Source organism: Cohnella sp. GCM10027633, assembly GCF_042675445.1.
Lineage (GTDB): Bacteria > Bacillota > Bacilli > Paenibacillales > Paenibacillaceae > Cohnella.
In genome coordinates this window covers 38,100-56,544 of record NZ_JBHTGV010000002.1, presented here as the reverse complement: position 1 = coordinate 56,544, position 18,445 = coordinate 38,100, and the positions used below count along the sequence as shown (strand labels likewise).

Sequence of the window (18,445 nt, the reverse complement as noted above, 5' to 3'; positions counted from 1 at the left end):
GAACTTATACTCTGTTCTAAAATACGGGATCTTAACTCCAGCGGAGGGTCTATGTACACGATTATTGTGGTCGATGACGAGAGACGCACCTTAGACACCCTTGCCAACTATATCGATTGGAAACAGTTCTCCTGCCGTGTCATAGCCACCGCCAACAACGGACAAGATGCCATGAAGAAGATAGAAGCCCTGCAGCCGGATATTCTCATCACCGACGTGAAGATGCCCGTCATGGACGGGATCGAGCTCTGCAAGCAAGTACACGCTCGCTTCCCTAAGATTCAGATCGTGTTCCTGAGCGGATACAACGAATTCGAATATGCCCATGCCGCCCTGCAGCATGGCGCCTGCGGCTATTTATTGAAGCCCGTCGACCATACGGAACTCGCTAACACGATGAAGATGGTCCTGCAGCGTTGCGAAGAGCAGAAGAACCGTCTCCATTCTACCTTGTTAACGTCCGGAGAATATTTGCGCGAGCTTCTCCAGATCGGCGGCAATCTGCTCTCCGGTTTGGCGGATGAAGTTACCGCCATCTACAACCACCACTTGCATCTGGGCGCCGATAACAGAACCTTCTCCTTCTTATCGATCAGCATCGACGAATACACCCTGCTGGCGGAACATCCGCTCGATTTCGATGCGCCGTCCGGCGACTTCTCCACCGTGGAAAGATTGGAATTTTTCATTGCCGGCTTGCCCAGCCATACCCCTGGCGTCCTGACCAAGCTTCGCGACGGCCAATGGATATTCGTCACGAAGGAATCCGATATGAACGCGTTCGCGAATTGGCGCGAACAGTCCGCGAACGCAGGGCGTTGGATATCCCTGCTCCTGACAAGCTCCCCGCAAACCATACTTTCCTTCTCGTCGCAATGGCCAAGGATGCTGCAAATCCGTAATCAACTGGTCGCGAATGACGGCACGGGACTCACGAACGCTAACTGGGAGAATACGGAGGTCGAGCGGCGCAGGACGCCTTTGCCCGCAACGGAGCGCTTGATAGCCGCCGTTCAACAGAATCGCAGAGACCTCATCGAGGAATGGCTCCATGACTTCTACGATGGCGGTCTGCCGGTCGGCAACGTGAAGCAGGCTTTCGTGCAAACCAACGCCGTATTCGATACGCTGCTCTCCGCGATCGCGGCCAACAACCATCACTTGAAAGAGATTATTGAAAGGGATTCCAAGTTCTTCGGGCGCCTTTCCTTGATGGAGAGCATGCAGTCCATGAAGACGCTCATGCGTCAAATCTTGGGCATGATGATGGACGAACTGGAGACCTCTCCCGCCGATCGGCATATCGAGATCGTCAACGAAGTATGCAGCATCATACAGAAAAAATACGGAGAGGTCATCTCAATAGACGTATTGGCGGAGCTTATTTTCCTGTCGCCCAACTATCTCCGCACGATCTTCAAGGATATTACCGGCAAAACCTTGCTGGAATACGTAACGCAGGTTCGCATGGATCATGCTTGCGCCATGCTCCAGGAAACCAATGTTCGAGTTCATGAGATCGCCAAACGGGTCGGGTATGAAAGCCCCTCTTACTTCGGCTCGGTCTTCTTCAAACGTACCGGACTTACCCCTAACCAATATCGTACGCACGCGAAGAAGGGTAACCTTCCATGAAGACGGCGAAGAAACTATTCAACGATTCCTCTTTGCTGCAGAAGCTGCTGCTCATGTTTCTCACCGTGACCATCGCCCCGCTCTTGTTCATTACGATCTTCTTCTATGATCGTACGGAACAGCGGCTATTGGAGCTGACGTATGAGAACATGCACAGCAGCAATCAACAAATCAGCAGCAACGTCAATGCGCAATTGGATATACTCCGCCAAATTTCGTCTCTGATCTATACCGACGACACGTTGCAAACGTATCTAACGCAAACCTACACCAAAGACTATTCGTTCGTCGAAGCCTATCGCTATATCGACGGTCTCTTATACAGCCTGTTAGCCGCGAACAATAATCTCACCAGCATCAACCTGTATGTACACAATAAGACCCTCCCGGAGGACGGTCTATTCCTCAAGCATATTACGCCGGAAAATTTGCCGATCGATTATTTGACGAAGTTACAGCAGACGTACGGGAATAATATATTCAGTAACGTAATCGAGGGGGCTTCGGGGAAGAACGTCATCTATATCGGGCGTATTCTCAACTTCAATTCACAGAACCAGAACTATGGCATGATGACGATCGGCATCTATGAGGAACTGCTGTACGGGTTGATTGAGAAGGAAGAACATCACAAACGCGTCTACTTGCTCAATGAAGACAATCAGATTATTTCCGCGGCCGACAAGTCGCTATTGAATAAGTCATTCAGCGAAGCCATCGGTCCCGAGTTGTCGGACAATCGAACCGTCGTCGACATAGACGGACATCCTAACTTGCTCGTGTATAATGCCATGCCTCAAGGTTGGAAAACCGTATCGCTAGCGCCGATTAACGAAATCATGAGCTCGTCCCGTAAGACGGCTCAGCAGATCGTCGTCATCTCGCTATGCAGTCTTGCCTTATCCATCCTCATGATCATCGTCATTGCCAAATATCTATCGCGCCGGCTTCGGAAGTTAAACCGTCAGGCCGCGCAAGTCGAGCAAGGTAATTTCATTCTCCTGCCCGTCGATAGCAGTAAGGATGAAATCGGTCAATTAAGCACGGCCTTCAACGAGATGAGCGCGCGACTTAAGGATTTGATCGATAAGCTGTACGTGAAGGAAATCGCCAAACGGGATGCCGAACTCTATGCCTTGCAGAGTCAGATTAACCCGCATTTCCTCTACAACACGCTGTCGGGAATTTCCTCTCTTGCGATCCAGAACGATGATATCGAGGTAAGTGAAATCGTCAACCATCTCGCAAGATTCTATCAAACCTCTCTGAACATGGGACATCAATATATTACATTGGAGAAGGAACTTGCCCTTACGAAGCACTATCTCGCCATTCAACATATGCGCTTCGAAGATAGCTTCGTCGAACGCTGGGACATCGACGAAAACCTGTTATCCCATGAAACGTTAAAGCTGTTGCTGCAGCCTTTCGTTGAAAATGCGCTTAATCACGCTATTTACGACACTCAAAAGACTCTGAATATTGTCATACGTATCTATCAAGCCGTTCACGTCGGCGCTCCCGCTCTCCTGCTCGAGGTAGAAGACGACGGTTGCGGAATGTCTTCCGAGCAAGTAGAAACCCTGCTCTCGACGGAATCGAAAGCAGGGTACGGGATCAAGAATGTACATGAACGCGTGCAGCTTGCTTATGGACAACACTATGGCGTAACGATCCAGAGCCGGTTGGGGCAGGGGACGAAGATCGTCATTGCGTTGCCTTTGCAGGTGATGCGGCAGGTTTGATCCTAAGATTACTCTTCAGTAGCTGCCTTCTGCGCAGCTAGCTTCCGGCGGTACTCCAGTGCCGGTAGACCGCCCCAGCCCCAGTTGTCGGTGTCGACTTCTTCGATCACGACGAACGTCGATTCCAGCGGCTTATTCAGCACGCTAAGCAGCAATTCGCTTACGCCTTTAATGAGGGCTGCTTTCTCTTCGGCGGTTACCGAATGACGATCAGGCGTCGTGCCCTCTCGCGTGACCTGAATGTTTACGATCGGCATGAATCTTTCCTCCATTCGTTTAGATCAGTAGCCGGCGCTTTGGCCGCCGTCCACATGAAGAATTTCGCCCGTTACGAACTGCGCCGAATCCAGGTACAGCACCGCATCGACGATCTCTTGCTCCTCGCCCATGCGTCCCATCGGATGCAGCTTAGACAGGAATCCGTGCGTTTCCGGCGCATGCATCGGCGTTTTGATGACGCCCGGCGAAACGGCATTCACGCGGATACCGCGTTTCGCGTACTCGATCGCCAGCGCTTTCGTCGTGGAGTTCAGACCGCCTTTCGTCAAGTTCGCAAGCGCGGACGGCACTTGCTCCGTCGGCGAGTCCGTCAGGCTTGTCGTGATGCTGACGACGTGCCCCTTGCCTTGTTTCAACATTTGCGCAAGCGCGCGCTGCGTCAGATGGAAGAACCCGACCACGTTCGTGCCCATGTATCTCGCGAATTCTTCCTCGGTGTACTCCGTGAACGGCTTCGCGATGAAGATGCCCGCGTTGTTGATCAGCGTGTCGATGCGGCCGAATTTCGCCAATGCCGCGTCGACCAGACGCTGCGCGACTTGGGGTTCCGCAACGTCGCCGGCTACGATATGGACGTGCTTGCCTGTCGGGTCGATATCCTTCGCGGCTTCCGCCAGCGCTTGTTCACGGCGTCCGTTAATGACGACGTTGGCGCCGCGCTTGACTACTTCTACCGCCATAGCTTTGCCAAGTCCGCTGCTGCCGCCGGTGATGACATATACGTTTCCTTGAATGCTCATTATTATAATCGCTCCTCGTTGGTGATATTATTGCCTATTGAATGCGTTGATCAGATCAGCAGGCGATTGCAAGCCTGTCAATGCGTGCTTATCGTTAATGATGTAGTACGGTACGCCTCTGATACCCAGCTTCCGCGCGTCGCGCTGTCCTTCTTCCACCTTCTCAAGTCCATCTCCTTGGAGGAGCCGTGCCTTAAGTGCCGCAGGATCATTCGTAACTCCGCTCGCTAACGCGATCGTCGCAAGCTCGTCTACATCGCCAAGATTTACGCCTTCTTCAAAATAAGCCGTATATAAACGCTCGAGCAATCGGGATTGCAGATGCTCGGGGGTAATCGCGATCAGTTGGTGCGACAATACGGAGTTCGGCGTAACCTTCACCCGGTCCATATTGTAATTCAGACCGAAATGCGAGCCTGTTTGATTATATTGCTTCATTCTTGCTTCGAATTGCGCTTCTCCGCCCAAGCGGCCGATCATGACCTTCCGGTAGTCCTCGCCTTCCTTGCGAATGCCGGGATTCAATTGATACGCATGATAACGAACTTTGGCATTCATGCCTTCCGGCAGCTCCTTGAGCGCGATTCTTAGGCTTGCATCGCCCATACGGCACCAAGGACATACCGTATCCATATATACGTCAATCGTTACGTCGTTCATAGGGATACCTGCGCGACCGGCGCAGCCGGCTTAACCGTCTTAACGTGCTCGACGTACGCTTTACTGCTCTGCGCCAACCGCTCGGGCGTCACGTCGGACGTGTCGTTAACCGTGAAGTGAGGCAGGTATACGGCGCTGATGAATCGGGCGCTTGCTTGAATCGGCGCCAGAATTTGATCCAGCGTGAACCGGTTGGATCCCGTAGGCAGGTAGGATTCCGTCGTGCCGTAGGTTGAGATGGCCACGCCGATTTCTTTGCCGGTCGTCGCGGTCGCTTCCGGACCGTAAGCCCAGTTGTATTGCAGTACGGCATCGAACCATTTCTTGAGCAACGGCGGCATGCTATACCAGTACAACGGATATTGGAAGATAATACGGTCATGGGCTTCTACGAGCTGCTGTTCGCGGCGAACGTCGATGTTCTCGCTCGGATATTCCTTGTACAGCTCGTGGATCGTGATATCGCCGTTCTTCTTCAATTCTTCGACCCATGCCTGGTTCCAGTGCGATGCTTCCAAATTCGGGTGCGCTACGATTACGAGTGTTTTCATTTACATTCGCTCCATTCTGTTCGTTGGTTTAGTCGTTATTGAAAAAGGTTGCTTTACGCATGAAGATGCTTTCCTGATGCCAAGTCAGCGGTGGGCCATCCAGCTCCGAAAGCTGCTTCGCTTGGATCCATTCGGGATCCGCGCGAAACCGTTCATAGTTCGCGTTGCGGGTCTCCATGTCGGAATGCTCGACGACATAATAGAGACGGTTAGCCGCGTCATTCGCATCCACCCAAAAATGCTTGATCGTCATCCCATGCTTTGCGAATAAGGCAACGACATGCTTATCGAAGCGCTCGAGGATCGCCTCCATCTTGCCCGGGCTGACATCGTACATTCTCATCTCGTATAGCATCTGCTCGCCTCCCATTCAGATTCAATCATGGTGTTCGTCCTAATTTGATCCAACAACGAGACTACCTACTAGAAGGTAGGTAAAGTGGAGAAAAAATATCCGCCTCGTCTTATTCCACTAAGGCGGATATGATGCCTTCGGCGATCACGTTGAACCGATTGGCATCCCGGAAAGTTCTTGAAAGCAGCTGCGCCCCCTGAAGAGAGGACAATATTCTATGCGCCTGCGTTTGCGCCGTTCCATCGAATTGAAGCTGACCTTCGCTGCGTCCTTGCTCGAGCACCCGTTCTACCCACGCCAAGTTGGCGGCGAAGAACTCGGCCAGCTTCTCGCGAACCTTCTCCGTTAAGGTGGCCAGATCCGAAGACAGCATTACGCTCAGGCAGGTGCAGTACGAATCGACCGGAATGCTGAAAATCATGACGTAACTGCGAATTTTCTCCAAGTTGTTCTGCGTCTGGGCGTCGATCTGAGCAACGGTTGCGACGAACTCCCTGTGGTACCTTGCAATTAGCGCTTCCCCTAGATCCTCCTTATTCGGAAAATGGTAGTGAATGCTCGCCGTCCGTATGCCGACCCGCTCTGCAATGTGCGCATAGCTGAACCCGTTGAAGCCGAACTCCTGCACTAGCTGTTGGGCAGTATCGAGAATCGACTCTGCCGTGGTTTTGTTGTTGTTCATGTTTTGTATTCTACCTTTCAGTAGGTAAGATGTCAATGCGATTACGGAGAAAAAAGTTGGATAAACATTAGAATCACCATGATTGAAGTGCAATAGGCCAGCAAACACAAGGGTTTGCTGGCTTTTGTTATAACGTTCCCCGTCAGTTTAACTTTACTCGCTCTTTTGAGCCAGCATGTTCAGCAGAACCGTTACGGCCTCCGCTCTTGTTGCATGGTCCACTTGCTTTACATAAGCAACCGCAGCTTTGGCCCATGCTGGAATGTCCTTGTCGTCTGCGAAGCTGGTTGCCGCGGCATTCGCTTCGCTATATTTACCCAAAGCACCCGCAATCATCGCTGCTTACAAAAGTCTACAAGGAACTATCTTACAAGGACATTCCCTTATTTGAAAACTATAGAGTCGGTACATTCACATCATCCACATTGATGTGACCGAAGCTACCCGTTGCGTTGTCAACGATCTTGATGTAACAAGCCGCTCCCACATAGGCGCTAGCATTCCACGTTATGCGACTGTACGCTTCAATAGCGCTGCCGGTCGCCTTCATTAACTCCATGCCGTCTGAAGCGCGAACTAAGGCGACGTACAAGTTATTAATATCATTCCCGCCGCCAATGAGGAAGTCGATTGATCCGTTTCCGCCAAGCGTGAACGTTTCGGACTTGAGGACTCCGACCAGACTGTCTCCTCCGTCCTTGAATCCCCATAGATGGTATGAACCATTTTGGTTAAAAGGGCCTCCCCATCCCCAGTTCACATCCGTTGTGACGTCCGCCGCGCTGAATGCATTACCGCTGACGACTGTCCATCCGGTTAGATTCCCGCTCTCAAAATCATGGTTGGTAATCCCGGAAGCGTTTGTCGTTACCGTTACATTGTTGCTGGCGGCGGACAGGTTCCCCACCGCATCCGTTGCCTTAACCGTGTACGTGTAGGTAGTACTTGCCGATAATCCCGTGTCTGTAAAGCTAGTTGTTGAACTGCTACCCACTTGAGACCCGTTTCGGAAGATGGAGTACCCAGTAACGCTTACATTATCGGTAGCAGCAATCCAATTCAGCGTAACCGAAGTTGAAGTTTTGGTCGGCGATTGCAGACTTGCTGGAGCAGTCGGCGCAGAGGTGTCCGGGGTACCTCCTGTCGGTACATTCACATCATCCACATTGATGTGACCGAATCCTCCCGATGAGTTGTCTACGATCTTGATGTAACCTGTTGTTCCCACATAGGTAGCAGCATTCCACGTTACGCGACTGTATGCTTCATTTGCGCTACCGGTCGCCTTCATTAACTCCACTCCGTCTGAAGCGCGAACCAGAGCAACGTACAAGTTGTTGATATCATTCCCGCCGCCAATGAGGAAGTCGATAGTTCCGTTTCCGCCAAGCGTGAACGTTTCGGACTTGAGGACTCCGACCTGGCCGTCACCTCCGTCTTTGAATCCCCATAGATGGTACGAGCCATTTTGGTTAAATGGACCTCCCCATCCCCAATTCACATCCGTAGTGACGTCTGCAGCGCTGAATGCATTACCGCTGACGACTGTCCAACCGGTCAGATTTCCGCTCTCAAAATCGTGGTTAATAATCCCCCCGGAAGAGGATGCATCCGTCATTACCGGCACGCTGTTGCTGGCGGCGGACAGGTTTCCTGCCGCATCTGTTGCTTTAACCGTGTACGTATAGGCTGTACTTGCAGTTAATCCCGTGTCTGTGTAGCTCGTCGTTGTGCTGCTTCCCACTTGGGTTCCATTCCGGAAGATGGAGTACCCTGTAACGCCAACATTATCGGTAGAGGCAGTCCAACTCAGCGTGACCGAAGTAGAAGTTTTACTCGGCGACTGCAGATTGGTCGGCGCAGTCGGCGCGGAGGTGTCCGGGGTACCTCCTGACGGTACATTCACATCATCCACGTTGAGGTGACCGAAGCCTCCCGTCGAGCTGTCGACGATCTTGATGTAACCTGCGGTTCCGATATAAGCAGCCGCATTCCACGTTACGCGGCTATACGCTTCGTTATTGCTGCCTGTCGCCTTCATTAACTCCACGCCGTCGGAAGCGCGAACCAGGGCGACGTACAAGTTGTTGATATCATTCCCGCCGCCAATGAGGAAGTCGATTGTTCCGTTTCCGCCAAGCGTGAACGTTTCGGACTTGAGGACTCCGACCTGGCTGTCACCCCCATCCTTGAATCCCCATAGATGGTACGAGCCATTTTGGTTAAATGGCCCCCCCCATCCCCAGTTCAAATCCGTAGTAACATCAGCTGCGATGAATGCATTACCGCTGACGATTGTCCACCCGGTCAGGTTCCCGCTCTCAAAATCGTGGTTGGTAATTCCTTCGGGCGGGGCTACGTCCGTTGTTACCGCCACGCTGTTGCTGGCGGTGGACAGGTTCCCGGCCGCATCCGTTGCTTTAACCGTGTATGTATAGGCTGTGCTTGCCGTTAATCCCGTGTCTGTATAGTTCGTCGTTGTGCTGTTGCCTACCTGGATCCCATTCCGGAAGATGAAATACCCATTAACGCCTACATTGTCGGTAGAGGCGCTCCAATTTAGCGTGACCGAAGTAGACGACTTGGTCGGAGACTGCAGATTGGCCGGAGCAGATGGCGCAGAGGTATCCGCGGTACCTCCTTGGACGGGAACAAGGAAATCATCCACGTTAATATGTCCCCATGCGTCTGTACGTTCATCCACGACTTTAATATACATAGTGGTTCCAATATAATCCGTTGCATCCCAATACCTTCTGGTGTAGCTTTCCGTCTCTCCTTTAGTGCTTTGCCAATTCCAATAGGTTCCAGGTCCGGTGGATCTGAACAATTCATTTCCATCGGAAGCCCGGACAAAGGAAACATACAACTTGTCAATATCGGAACCGCCGCCTGCCAAGAAACTGATTTGTCCATTCCCGCCTAGCGTGAAGTTTTGCGATTTGAGAACGCCTACTGGCGCTTCACCTTGTTTCGAACCCAAGAGATGATAGAATCCTTTATGGTTGTAAGGCTGCGAACCCGAGAATACAGTATCGCTGGTAACAGAACTATTTGAAAATGCGGTCCCGCTTTCCACAATCCAACCGCTTAGATTACCGGATTCGAACCCGCCGTTCGTTAAATTTGTAGAAGTTGGAGCAGCGACTACGATAACCTGAGCTGTATCCGTTTTTGCACCAACACGCGTTGTGGCCGTAATCGTTGCAGTACCGATCGACTTTCCGGTAACTACTCCGTTCACGACAGTCGCTACACTGGGATTGCTCGAACTCCATATCAGATTCTTATTTGACGTGTTGGAGGGCGTAACCGTTCCGTATAGCCTGTTCTTCCCGCCAACTGATACTTGAACGCTTTCAGGCGAGAGATTCAATCCGGTTGCAGGTACCTGCGTGTACGCGGAATTCATTCTCCATACCTTTAATGATTTGACAACGATTGAACTTGTGTTCGCGTCTCCCCATAACTGCAAGCCATTGGCATCTTCACGAGTGGAATAGATTCGCGTGGTTATAGATTTTAATCCGTTAAGGTAAGCTTCCACCATGGATTTATCTAGATAAATATGAAGCTTTACGTTTTCAGAGCCGATATCCACCGTTCCTGTTTGGATGCCTTTGTTAGTTCCTGCAACCGTTTTGGTCCGATTTACTCCGAACTCATCCGTACTGTTTTTGTAGTATAACAAGGTCTCTTCTTCGCTATTTGGCGATTTTCGGACTTTTATCCCTACTTGGTCGGCTGTTCCTCTGGCGAGCTCCATCTCAATTTCAAGGTTATCGCCTGATATAGCAGAAAGAACGGAGTTCGCAGAGGCAAAACTAGTATCGCTCGTGATATTCACCAATTGCTGCCCGCGCAGGGACTGCAATTCATCAATGGGGTCAATGCCAAGTTTGCCATCTGATCGAAGACTCAATTCCACCGGAAGCCCGGCATTATGAGCCCAGCCTGAATCAAACTCTTCTTGAGACGAACGTTCCCCTTGTGCAATCGTAAACATGATATTACGTCCCGTAACCGGGTCGACAAACGCGCTTGGCCCCGTGAACTTGAAGTCGCCAAAATCCATTAATTGAGGAGTAGGCTGATCAGGTATAAACTTCGCAGTCGTGCTGTTCCAAGAACCAATCCAGTAATAAACTTCAACGTTTGCGCCCGATCCGACGGGACTAATTGCTAGAAGATGTTTCCCGTTTCCTAGTGGCAGCAATACAGGAAGTTCCCATACCTGACCTAGATAAGGATAAGCAGCGGGATTAGAGGTATACAACGGGCCGCGATAAGTCCAGTTCATTAATTGGGGATCCGTTGTGGAATATACAGCCGCGGTTCCTCCCTGGCTATCCGTTCCCGTACCCATCAACATAAACCATGTCGATCCGTCTTTAAATACATAGGGATCCCGGAACTCTCCAAGTTTACCTTGCCCAGGCTGCTGAGTTACTGCAAGTTTGGACTCTTTTACCCAGTTCTTTAAGTCGTTATCACCATCTTGCTGAACCGTGCTTCGTGCAAGACCAACATTCTGATTACTATTCATGTATGGTTTAGAATCATTGCCGGCAGTAAAGAAGAGAGTCGGATTCCCAGAGTCGTCCACGACAGCACTTCCGGACCAGACGCCATCCGGATCAACCTGGAAAAGTTCCGGAGAGATTGCCGGTGGAAGGTCTCGCCAATGAACCATATCATCGCTCACCCAGTGACCCCAATGCATATTGTGCCAATAAGGACCATGCTGATTGTTCTGGTAAAAGAGATGATATTGGCCATTGTAATACAGCGGCGCATGCGGCTCATTCATCCAATGGCCTGGGGCAATGGCGTGATAGATGGGACGATATTTGTCTCCATCGTATACGCTCCGATCGAAGGTTAGATTAGGGGTTGGTGGATTACCTCCTAGTTGTGTCAGATAACTCTGGAACGAGCTCTGCGCTTCCGCTGCTGAGTAGGCTCCACTACTGATTTTCAACTCATCGATAAGTCCGTTATACATATTAAGGGGAAATACGCCTAGTTGCGTACTTTGATTGTTTTTGCCGATCAGCAATTGGTTTGCGGATGGGGTAATCGTAGAATTAATAGGTACACTGCGGGCTGCAACTTCTTGTCCGTTCAAGTAGAGTTTCATCGCACCTTGCGTACCGTCAAATGTAGCAACGAGATGCGACCATTCGTATTTAGGAAGCGGTTCGTATGCCCACACTTCATACCAGCTTCCATTTGATCCGATTTGGAACGTCCAAGTTCCTCCGCGAAACACGCCGAGCATAAATCCCTGTTTCGCCGGTTTATCTTGCTGGTTTACGATTGCTGAAACCACTCCGTTATCGCCCCATTCATACGCCCTAGGGGCAACCCAAGTCTCTATGGTCATTGCCGAAGATGGTGTAGAAATTGAATTGTGCGTTACCCAGTTGGAATATCCGTCAAACAATAAAGCGTTATTGGAAATGCCATCGGCCCTCCATAGCGGATCACTAGACGGTTTATATACCGCGTTATTGAAAACATAGTTAATAGCATTATTCGTATTGCCTACCGCTTCCTTTGTCGTTTTCCCGCTACCCTCATCAAACTTCCACTCTGCAATTTTAACTGTCGCCGCATGAGTATTTTGGGAATAGGCCGGTAAAGAAATCAATGCCAAAGTGATACAGAGGATGAGTTTTAACCATTCCTTGTAATTAGACATTTCATTTCCTCCTTATAATAAACACAAACTAACGCAAGCGTTTACACGTAAGCGTTTACGTAAATGATTACCTTGTATCGATTATTTTCTTTATCGCATAGAAGGCAAGCTACTCTTGCAGCTTGCCTTCCAGCTCTCTTTTAGTTAATTATTTTTTTAACCGGCACGTTGAAATCATCGACGTTGATATGACCAAATCCGCCGGTAGACTGGTCAACGACCTTAATATAAAGCTTCTCTCCGATATAATCCGATGCGTCCCAAATCTTTCGTTGATATTCCTCATAGTTGGTTGCAGTCACTTTAAACAACTCAGCGCCATCCGAAGCTCTGACGAGAGCAACGTATAAATGCTCAATATCGCGACCGCCGCTGACGAGGAAATCGATTTGACCGTTTCCGCCCAGAATGAAGTTTTTCGATCTCAGCGTGCCCGTTAAGCTATCGCCCCCGGCTGCTTCATTGTATCCCCACAAATGATAAACGCCCGGGATTTTTCGCGAAGGATTAAAGTAAACGTCACCCCAGAATTTCTCGACATTGGTCACATGAACATTCTGGAATGCATTTCCTTCCGTTATCCACCCCGTTAAGTCGCCGGTAGCAAAATCATGGTTAGGCAACTCTGTAATTTTCTTGTACGCGGAGTCGTCCCAATTTTCCGGCACATAGACCGGTGCTGCCGGCTCGCCCGTCAAGGCATTCATATTCCAAACTTCCATAGACTTTACGGTAATGTCGCCATCGGCCCAGACTTGCAAACCTAACGAGTCATATCTACCAACATAGACTCGCGTCGTTAATTTCTTCTTGTCGTTAGCGAACGCTTCGATAATAGATCGGTCAAGATAGATATGAAGCTTCAAGTTGTCGCCGTCCAGATCGACATAGCCGCCTTGAATCCCGTCCACTCGGACGTCCGGATCAATGCTGCTCTTGGTGCGGTCTACATTGAAGGTGCTCGTTAACTTGTCGTAGTAAATAAGCGTTTCTTCTTCTCCTTTTTCGGAGCGTCGCACCTTGAGGCCGAATTTCTTGGCCTTACGCGGATCGATCTCCATGACGATCTCCAGCATGTCGCCCTTAACATGTTTGAGATGTGCATTCGCGCTTTTTAGATTTTTATTCTTGATATCCGCCAATTTCGTTCCTCGCAACCCTTGCAATTCCTCAATCGGCTCTATGCTCAGCTCATCATTCTCATCAAGGCTTAATGCAATCGGCAGCGCAAGATTATGCGCCCAGCCCGACAAATACTCAGCTTGAGGCGTTCTGACGTTCTGCACCATCGAGAAAACGACCGTTCTACCATCCGGCGTGACTAGACCGCTTTCTGCCGTTAAATAACCATCGCCGACATCCAGCTTCGAAGGCGCCTCTTGGTCTGGAATGAATCGGAAGTTATCCCGATCCCATGTACCGATCCAATAGAAGACTTCAACGTCACGTTGCACATCGTCGGACGGCGCAACGTGATTAGGCTTTTCATGAGGGTTAACGATAAAAATGTGCTTCTTATTCCCTTGACTATCCGTACCTAGCGGCAGAAGCACCGGCAATTCCCACACCGTTCCAAGTTCCGGGTATACGCTTCTGTCGCTAACGTATAAAGGCCCCTTGTATTCCCAGTTGTACATATCGTCGGATTCATAAACCAAAGCCGTACCGCTGCTGTAGTCTTGAACCCCCGAGGTAACCAACTGATACCATTTATCGACCTCTTCGTCGTACCATACGAACGGATCTCGGAATTCGTTAGGTATGCCGATTCCGTTTTGTTCCGTAACAGGCACAGGGTGTTTCACCCACTTTTCCAGATATGGATCCGTTAAGTCGGCTGGGGTAGCAATTGCTGTTCTTTGGTTCGGAGACAAGGAGTCATTGCCAGCCGTATAGAACAGAACGGGGTTGCCGTTTCGATCATATGCCGCGCCGCCTGACCATACGCCGTCAGGATCCAGAGTGCCGGCTTCCGGTGCGAGAGCAGGCCTTACATTCTCCCAATGCACCATATCGTCGCTGACCCAATGGCCCCAGTGAATTTGATGCCAGTAAGGCCCTTGAGGATTATGCTGATAGAACAGATGGTATTTGCCGTTGTAATAAACCGGCGCATGGGCCTCGTTCATCCAATTTTGCGGCGGCATGGCATGGTATTGAGGGCGATGCTGATCTCCGTCGAATACGCTTGGATCTTCATCGATCTCTGCATTCGGAATAATCGGAACCGCTCCGTTGTGCTGCGCCTTCACGCTCTCGTATTTCGCGAGCACCTCTTGCGCCGTCAGCGCTTTATTGCGCAAGCTTACTTCATCCATAAGCCCGCTGAACATATTGAAGGAGAACAAGCCGGCAAACTCAACGGATTTATTGTTTTTACCGATGATGAGATTTTCCGTTGAAGGCGTGATCGGAACATGAATAGGCGTCGCTTGGGAAGCTACTTCCTCACCGTTTAGATAGAGCTTAATGACTGCGGTGTCTTTATCGAATGTAGCGACCACATGATTCCACTTGAATTTTTCCAATGGATGATCATACACCCATACCTGTATCCATTGGCCGCCGATGCCAACCTGCATTGACCATGCGCCATGCCGATACATGCCGAGGGCAAATCCTTCGGCTTTATCCTGGTCGGATTGATTCACGATCGCGGAAAGCTTATTGCCGTCTCCCCACTCATAACTGCGCGGGGCCACCCACGCTTCGATTGTTAGTGCATCGCTTACAGGCACGATCTCGTCGGCGTCAATCTCGATATAATTGGAATATCCATCGAACAGCAATGCGCCGCCCTTCACCCCGTATGGGGTCCATCTGGGATCCTTCGAATCCATGTATCTGGCATCATTAAACACGTAATTTACTTCGTGCTCAATATTACGTACTTCTTCTAACGCTGTCTTTCCTCCGTCATCATCAAAGCTTAAGTAGGCAATGTCACCTGTCGCATACGCTTGGAAGCCGTCGACTGCAATGCTTGCATCAATGGAATTATCAATTACCTTTACGTATACTTGTTTGCCGAAATGCTCCTGAACGCTCCAGGAGATCTGTTCGTTTTCGCTTACATTCCCTGTCTTCTTGAGCATAGCATGGCTGTCTGCATCGTATAGAGCGACGTAAGCATGATCGGAATTTTGAATCTCCACTATTCTGAAGTTGATTACGCCGGTTCCTTGAAGCGTGAAGACGTTGGATGCGATGGATCCTTCTCCTTCCAAGTCGGATGCCGCGTAGAACGTGCCTTCCTTCGCCTCATGAGCTTCACTCGTCACTTGGAAGGCATTTCCGTCCGCCGTCCAGCTTGACAAATCGCCGGTTTCGAATCCGCGATTGGCAATCTCCTTCGGCATAATGTTTACCGCGTAGACCCCTTCAGCAGGCGCGATTTCATGGAAAGTATGGAAGGCGTCCGCGAAAATCACGCCCCAGTCCGCAATCGCATGATCTACGACTTCAAGATACAGATTTTTCCCTATATATTTAGACAAATCGGCTCTATATTGCTCCATGTTCGCCAGACGTAATCCTTGATCCGGATTCGGGAAATTAACGTCGGCAAATTCGGTATTGCCATATCGGGCAATCAATTTGCCTGTATCCGCATCGATGACGCTGACATACGCTTGGTCTGTATGCTTGCCGCCGCCCAGTCTAAAGCTGATCCAGCCCGTGCCGCCTAACTCGAACGTCGAAGAACGAAGCTTTCCAGTTTCGGCTTCCGGGCTTCTCCAGCCATTCAAGTGATAATTGCCCTCATGGTTGTACGGAATATTCTCGTTCCAATATGTCGTTTCGTTAGAAATGCTATCACTATTGAATGCTTGGCCTTCTACGATCGTCCATCCCGATATATTTCCGGTTTCGAAGCTGGGATTATCGATTTGGTATCGGTCGAAATCTGGTTTAATATCGGTCGCTACGACGCCTTCTGCCGGTTCTGCTTCATGATACATGAAGAATGCGTCCGCAAAAATCAAGCCCCAGTCATTAGTAGCATAATCGATAATTTCTACATACAACTGCTTGCCGAGATGTGTGGACAGATCAGCCTTGTACTGCTCCATGTTCGCCAAACGCATGCCACTTTCCGGATCCGGGAAATTGGTATCCGCAAATTCGCTATTGCCGTATCTGGCAATGACCGTACCTGTGTCCGCGTCGACAATATTGATGAATACTTTGCTTTGATTTTTAGCACCGCCTATCTTGAAGCTGATCCAGCCGCTCCCGCCCAATAGGAAGGTTGAAGAACGCACGACTCCCGTTTCAGCTTCCGGATGCTTCCAGCCGTTTAAGTGATATGTCCCATCCTGATTGTACGGAATATTTTCTGCCCACCATGTCGCGTCTCCTGATACGCTGTCAGGACCGAACGCTCCCCCTGAAACTACGGTCCACCCAGCCATAGTACCAGTCTCGAAGCTCGGGTTGAGGATCTCGTTCGTTATCTCTTGCGGTTGCAGATTCGTTGCAACTACGCCTGATGTCGGCTCCGCGACGAGATACGTGAAGAAAGCGTCCGCAAAGAGCGCCCCCCAATCTGAAGTGGCGTTATCGACGATTTCAATATACAGGTCCTTACCCAGATGACTAGATAGGTCGGCTTTATATTGCACCATGTTGGCTAAGCGCATGCCTTGATCGATATGCGGGAAGTTTACATCTGCAAATTCGGTATTTCCGTATTTGGCAACGACATTGCCTGTAACTGCATCCACTACGGAAATATACATCAATTCGGTATTTTTCCCGCCGCCCAGTTTGAAGCTGATCCAGCCGCTACCGCTTAACTGAAAAGTACTGGAACGAAGCTTGCCTGTATAGGACTCGGAAGTCTGCCATCCATTCAAATGATAGATTCCTTCTTGGTTGTACGGAATCTCTTCAGCCCACCAAGTAGTTGCATTCGTCACGCTGGACGGACTGAAAGCCGTTCCTTCCTGAATCGTCCACCCGCTTAAGTCTCCCGTTTCAAAGCCTGCGTTCTGGATCTGATATCCGCCTAGATCTGTTGTCAGATCTGTTGCGAGTACCCCGTCCATTGGTTCTAATTCGTGATAAGTAAAGAATGCATCCGCAAACAGAATTCCCCAGTCATTGCTGGCATGATCGACGATTTCAATATATAGGTTCTTACCGAGATGAGCGGACAGATCGGCCTTGTATTGCACCATATTGGCCAAGCGCATCCCCTGATCGATATTTGGAAAATTGATGTCCGCAAACTCTGTATTCCCGTATTTGGCAACAAGCTTTCCCGTTTCAGCCTCCACAATATTGATATGGATCTTGTCAGTATTCTTGCCGCCCCCCAGCTTAAAGCTGATCCAGCCACTACCTCCTAACGTGAAAATGCTGGAGCGAAGTTTACCCGTAGCAGATTCGGCGTTTTTCCAACCGTTCAAATGATAGGCGCCTTCTTGGTTATACGGGATCTCTTCCGCCCACCAAGCCGTTTCGTTCGATACGCTGGTTGGACCAAATGCGCTTCCGTCTACCACGGTCCAGCCTACCAAATCCCCTGTTTCAAATCCCGGATTCTGAATTTCATAACTAGGATCCGTTACCGGTTCATCGGCAGACGCGCTAGTTAATAATGCAACGGGAACGATGAGCTGAAAAACCAACAGCAATACAGTAACAATTGCAATTTGTTTACCTTTTCTTAAAGAGCCCCTTGGCATTGTCGAACCTCCCATTATTAAGCCTCCTAAACATTCCTAGTAAGCAAACATTCGAACTGTTCCTTCCGGCTGTACTCCGTCAAGTTCTGCTTGATATCAAGTCCCTCACCTCCTCGCAGAAAAAAACCTAAATTTTGCGCGCAGTTAAACTGCCGAGCTTATTGACTTCGACATCGTTCAGAAAATTATGAAAATTGTGATTATATATGGGGTAATAGAGGATCTAACGTATTCCAAATTCGAACCGTTTACCATGTATAACTGGAGAGTCTCATTGAGGTGGACATGATTACGCGGTTTTGCTTGAAGAACTTATGTTTTTACTTAGGAGGATTTCAAGTCTTGGATCTTGCGTTAAGGGTAAGAACCCACCTATAAGTAGCCATGAAACGTCCTTGGTG

10 protein-coding genes are annotated in these 18,445 nt (G+C 49.8%); 2 read left to right on the top strand and 8 right to left on the bottom strand.

Translation table 11 applies throughout. The annotated features are described in order from the left end of the window. Positions 1 to 51: 51 nt before the first annotated feature. Entirely contained in the window at positions 52 to 1,635 is a 1,584-nt protein-coding gene (locus ACFQZG_RS05100) for a response regulator transcription factor (RefSeq protein WP_378150480.1), read from the top strand. A gap of 32 nt (positions 1,636 to 1,667) precedes the next feature. Next, positions 1,668 to 3,380, top strand: a complete 1,713-nt coding sequence (locus ACFQZG_RS05095; protein WP_378150479.1) for a sensor histidine kinase — start codon at positions 1,668 to 1,670, stop codon at positions 3,378 to 3,380. Positions 3,381 to 3,388: 8 nt separating this feature from the next. Here the strand turns inward: ACFQZG_RS05095 and ACFQZG_RS05090 are convergent, their stop codons facing one another. The 8 genes from ACFQZG_RS05090 to ACFQZG_RS05055 all read right to left on the bottom strand — a co-directional run bounded on the left by ACFQZG_RS05090 (position 3,389) and on the right by ACFQZG_RS05055 (position 18,059). Continuing rightward, positions 3,389 to 3,637 carry a tautomerase family protein gene (locus ACFQZG_RS05090; RefSeq protein WP_378150478.1) on the bottom strand — a complete coding sequence of 83 codons (249 nt, stop codon included), beginning with the start codon at positions 3,635 to 3,637 and terminating at the stop codon, positions 3,389 to 3,391. 24 nt (positions 3,638 to 3,661) lie between these two features. Further along, positions 3,662 to 4,399, bottom strand: a complete 738-nt coding sequence (locus tag ACFQZG_RS05085; protein WP_378150477.1) for an SDR family NAD(P)-dependent oxidoreductase — start codon at positions 4,397 to 4,399, stop codon at positions 3,662 to 3,664. Positions 4,400 to 4,426: 27 nt separating this feature from the next. Next, entirely contained in the window at positions 4,427 to 5,059 is a 633-nt protein-coding gene (locus tag ACFQZG_RS05080; RefSeq protein WP_378150476.1) for a DsbA family oxidoreductase, read from the bottom strand. After that, a complete protein-coding gene (locus ACFQZG_RS05075; RefSeq protein WP_378150475.1) occupies positions 5,056 to 5,610 on the bottom strand; it encodes an NAD(P)H-dependent oxidoreductase in 555 nt (184 codons plus the stop codon). The genes ACFQZG_RS05080 and ACFQZG_RS05075 overlap by 4 nt, the downstream gene beginning before the upstream one ends. Before the next feature lie 28 nt (positions 5,611 to 5,638). Then, complete coding sequence (locus tag ACFQZG_RS05070) at positions 5,639 to 5,947, bottom strand: NIPSNAP family protein (RefSeq protein ID WP_378150474.1); 309 nt, start codon at positions 5,945 to 5,947, stop codon at positions 5,639 to 5,641. A gap of 127 nt (positions 5,948 to 6,074) precedes the next feature. Beyond that, positions 6,075 to 6,647, bottom strand: coding sequence for a TetR/AcrR family transcriptional regulator (locus tag ACFQZG_RS05065; protein WP_378150473.1), 573 nt, complete (start codon positions 6,645 to 6,647; stop codon positions 6,075 to 6,077). Between the two features lie 394 nt (positions 6,648 to 7,041). Then, on the bottom strand, positions 7,042 to 12,351 hold the full coding sequence (locus ACFQZG_RS05060) for a GH32 C-terminal domain-containing protein (protein ID WP_378150472.1): 5,310 nt from the start codon (positions 12,349 to 12,351) through the stop codon (positions 7,042 to 7,044). Positions 12,352 to 12,491: 140 nt separating this feature from the next. Next, on the bottom strand, positions 12,492 to 18,059 hold the full coding sequence (locus tag ACFQZG_RS05055; protein WP_378150471.1) for a GH32 C-terminal domain-containing protein: 5,568 nt from the start codon (positions 18,057 to 18,059) through the stop codon (positions 12,492 to 12,494). Between the last annotated feature and the right edge of the window lie 386 nt (positions 18,060 to 18,445).

What these genes read in the sequence shown, in the direction of transcription:
- ACFQZG_RS05100 (WP_378150480.1), top strand. Translation starts at nt 52, where the DNA reads ATGTACACGATTATTGTGGTCGATGACGAGAGACGCACCTTAGACACC.
- ACFQZG_RS05080 (WP_378150476.1), bottom strand. Translation starts at nt 5,059, where the DNA reads ATGAACGACGTAACGATTGACGTATATATGGATACGGTATGTCCTTGG.
- ACFQZG_RS05090 (WP_378150478.1), bottom strand. Translation starts at nt 3,637, where the DNA reads ATGCCGATCGTAAACATTCAGGTCACGCGAGAGGGCACGACGCCTGAT.
- ACFQZG_RS05055 (WP_378150471.1), bottom strand. Translation starts at nt 18,059, where the DNA reads ATGGGAGGTTCGACAATGCCAAGGGGCTCTTTAAGAAAAGGTAAACAA.
- ACFQZG_RS05085 (WP_378150477.1), bottom strand. Translation starts at nt 4,399, where the DNA reads ATGAGCATTCAAGGAAACGTATATGTCATCACCGGCGGCAGCAGCGGA.
- ACFQZG_RS05065 (WP_378150473.1), bottom strand. Translation starts at nt 6,647, where the DNA reads ATGAACAACAACAAAACCACGGCAGAGTCGATTCTCGATACTGCCCAA.
- ACFQZG_RS05060 (WP_378150472.1), bottom strand. Translation starts at nt 12,351, where the DNA reads ATGTCTAATTACAAGGAATGGTTAAAACTCATCCTCTGTATCACTTTG.
- ACFQZG_RS05070 (WP_378150474.1), bottom strand. Translation starts at nt 5,947, where the DNA reads ATGTACGATGTCAGCCCGGGCAAGATGGAGGCGATCCTCGAGCGCTTC.
- ACFQZG_RS05075 (WP_378150475.1), bottom strand. Translation starts at nt 5,610, where the DNA reads ATGAAAACACTCGTAATCGTAGCGCACCCGAATTTGGAAGCATCGCAC.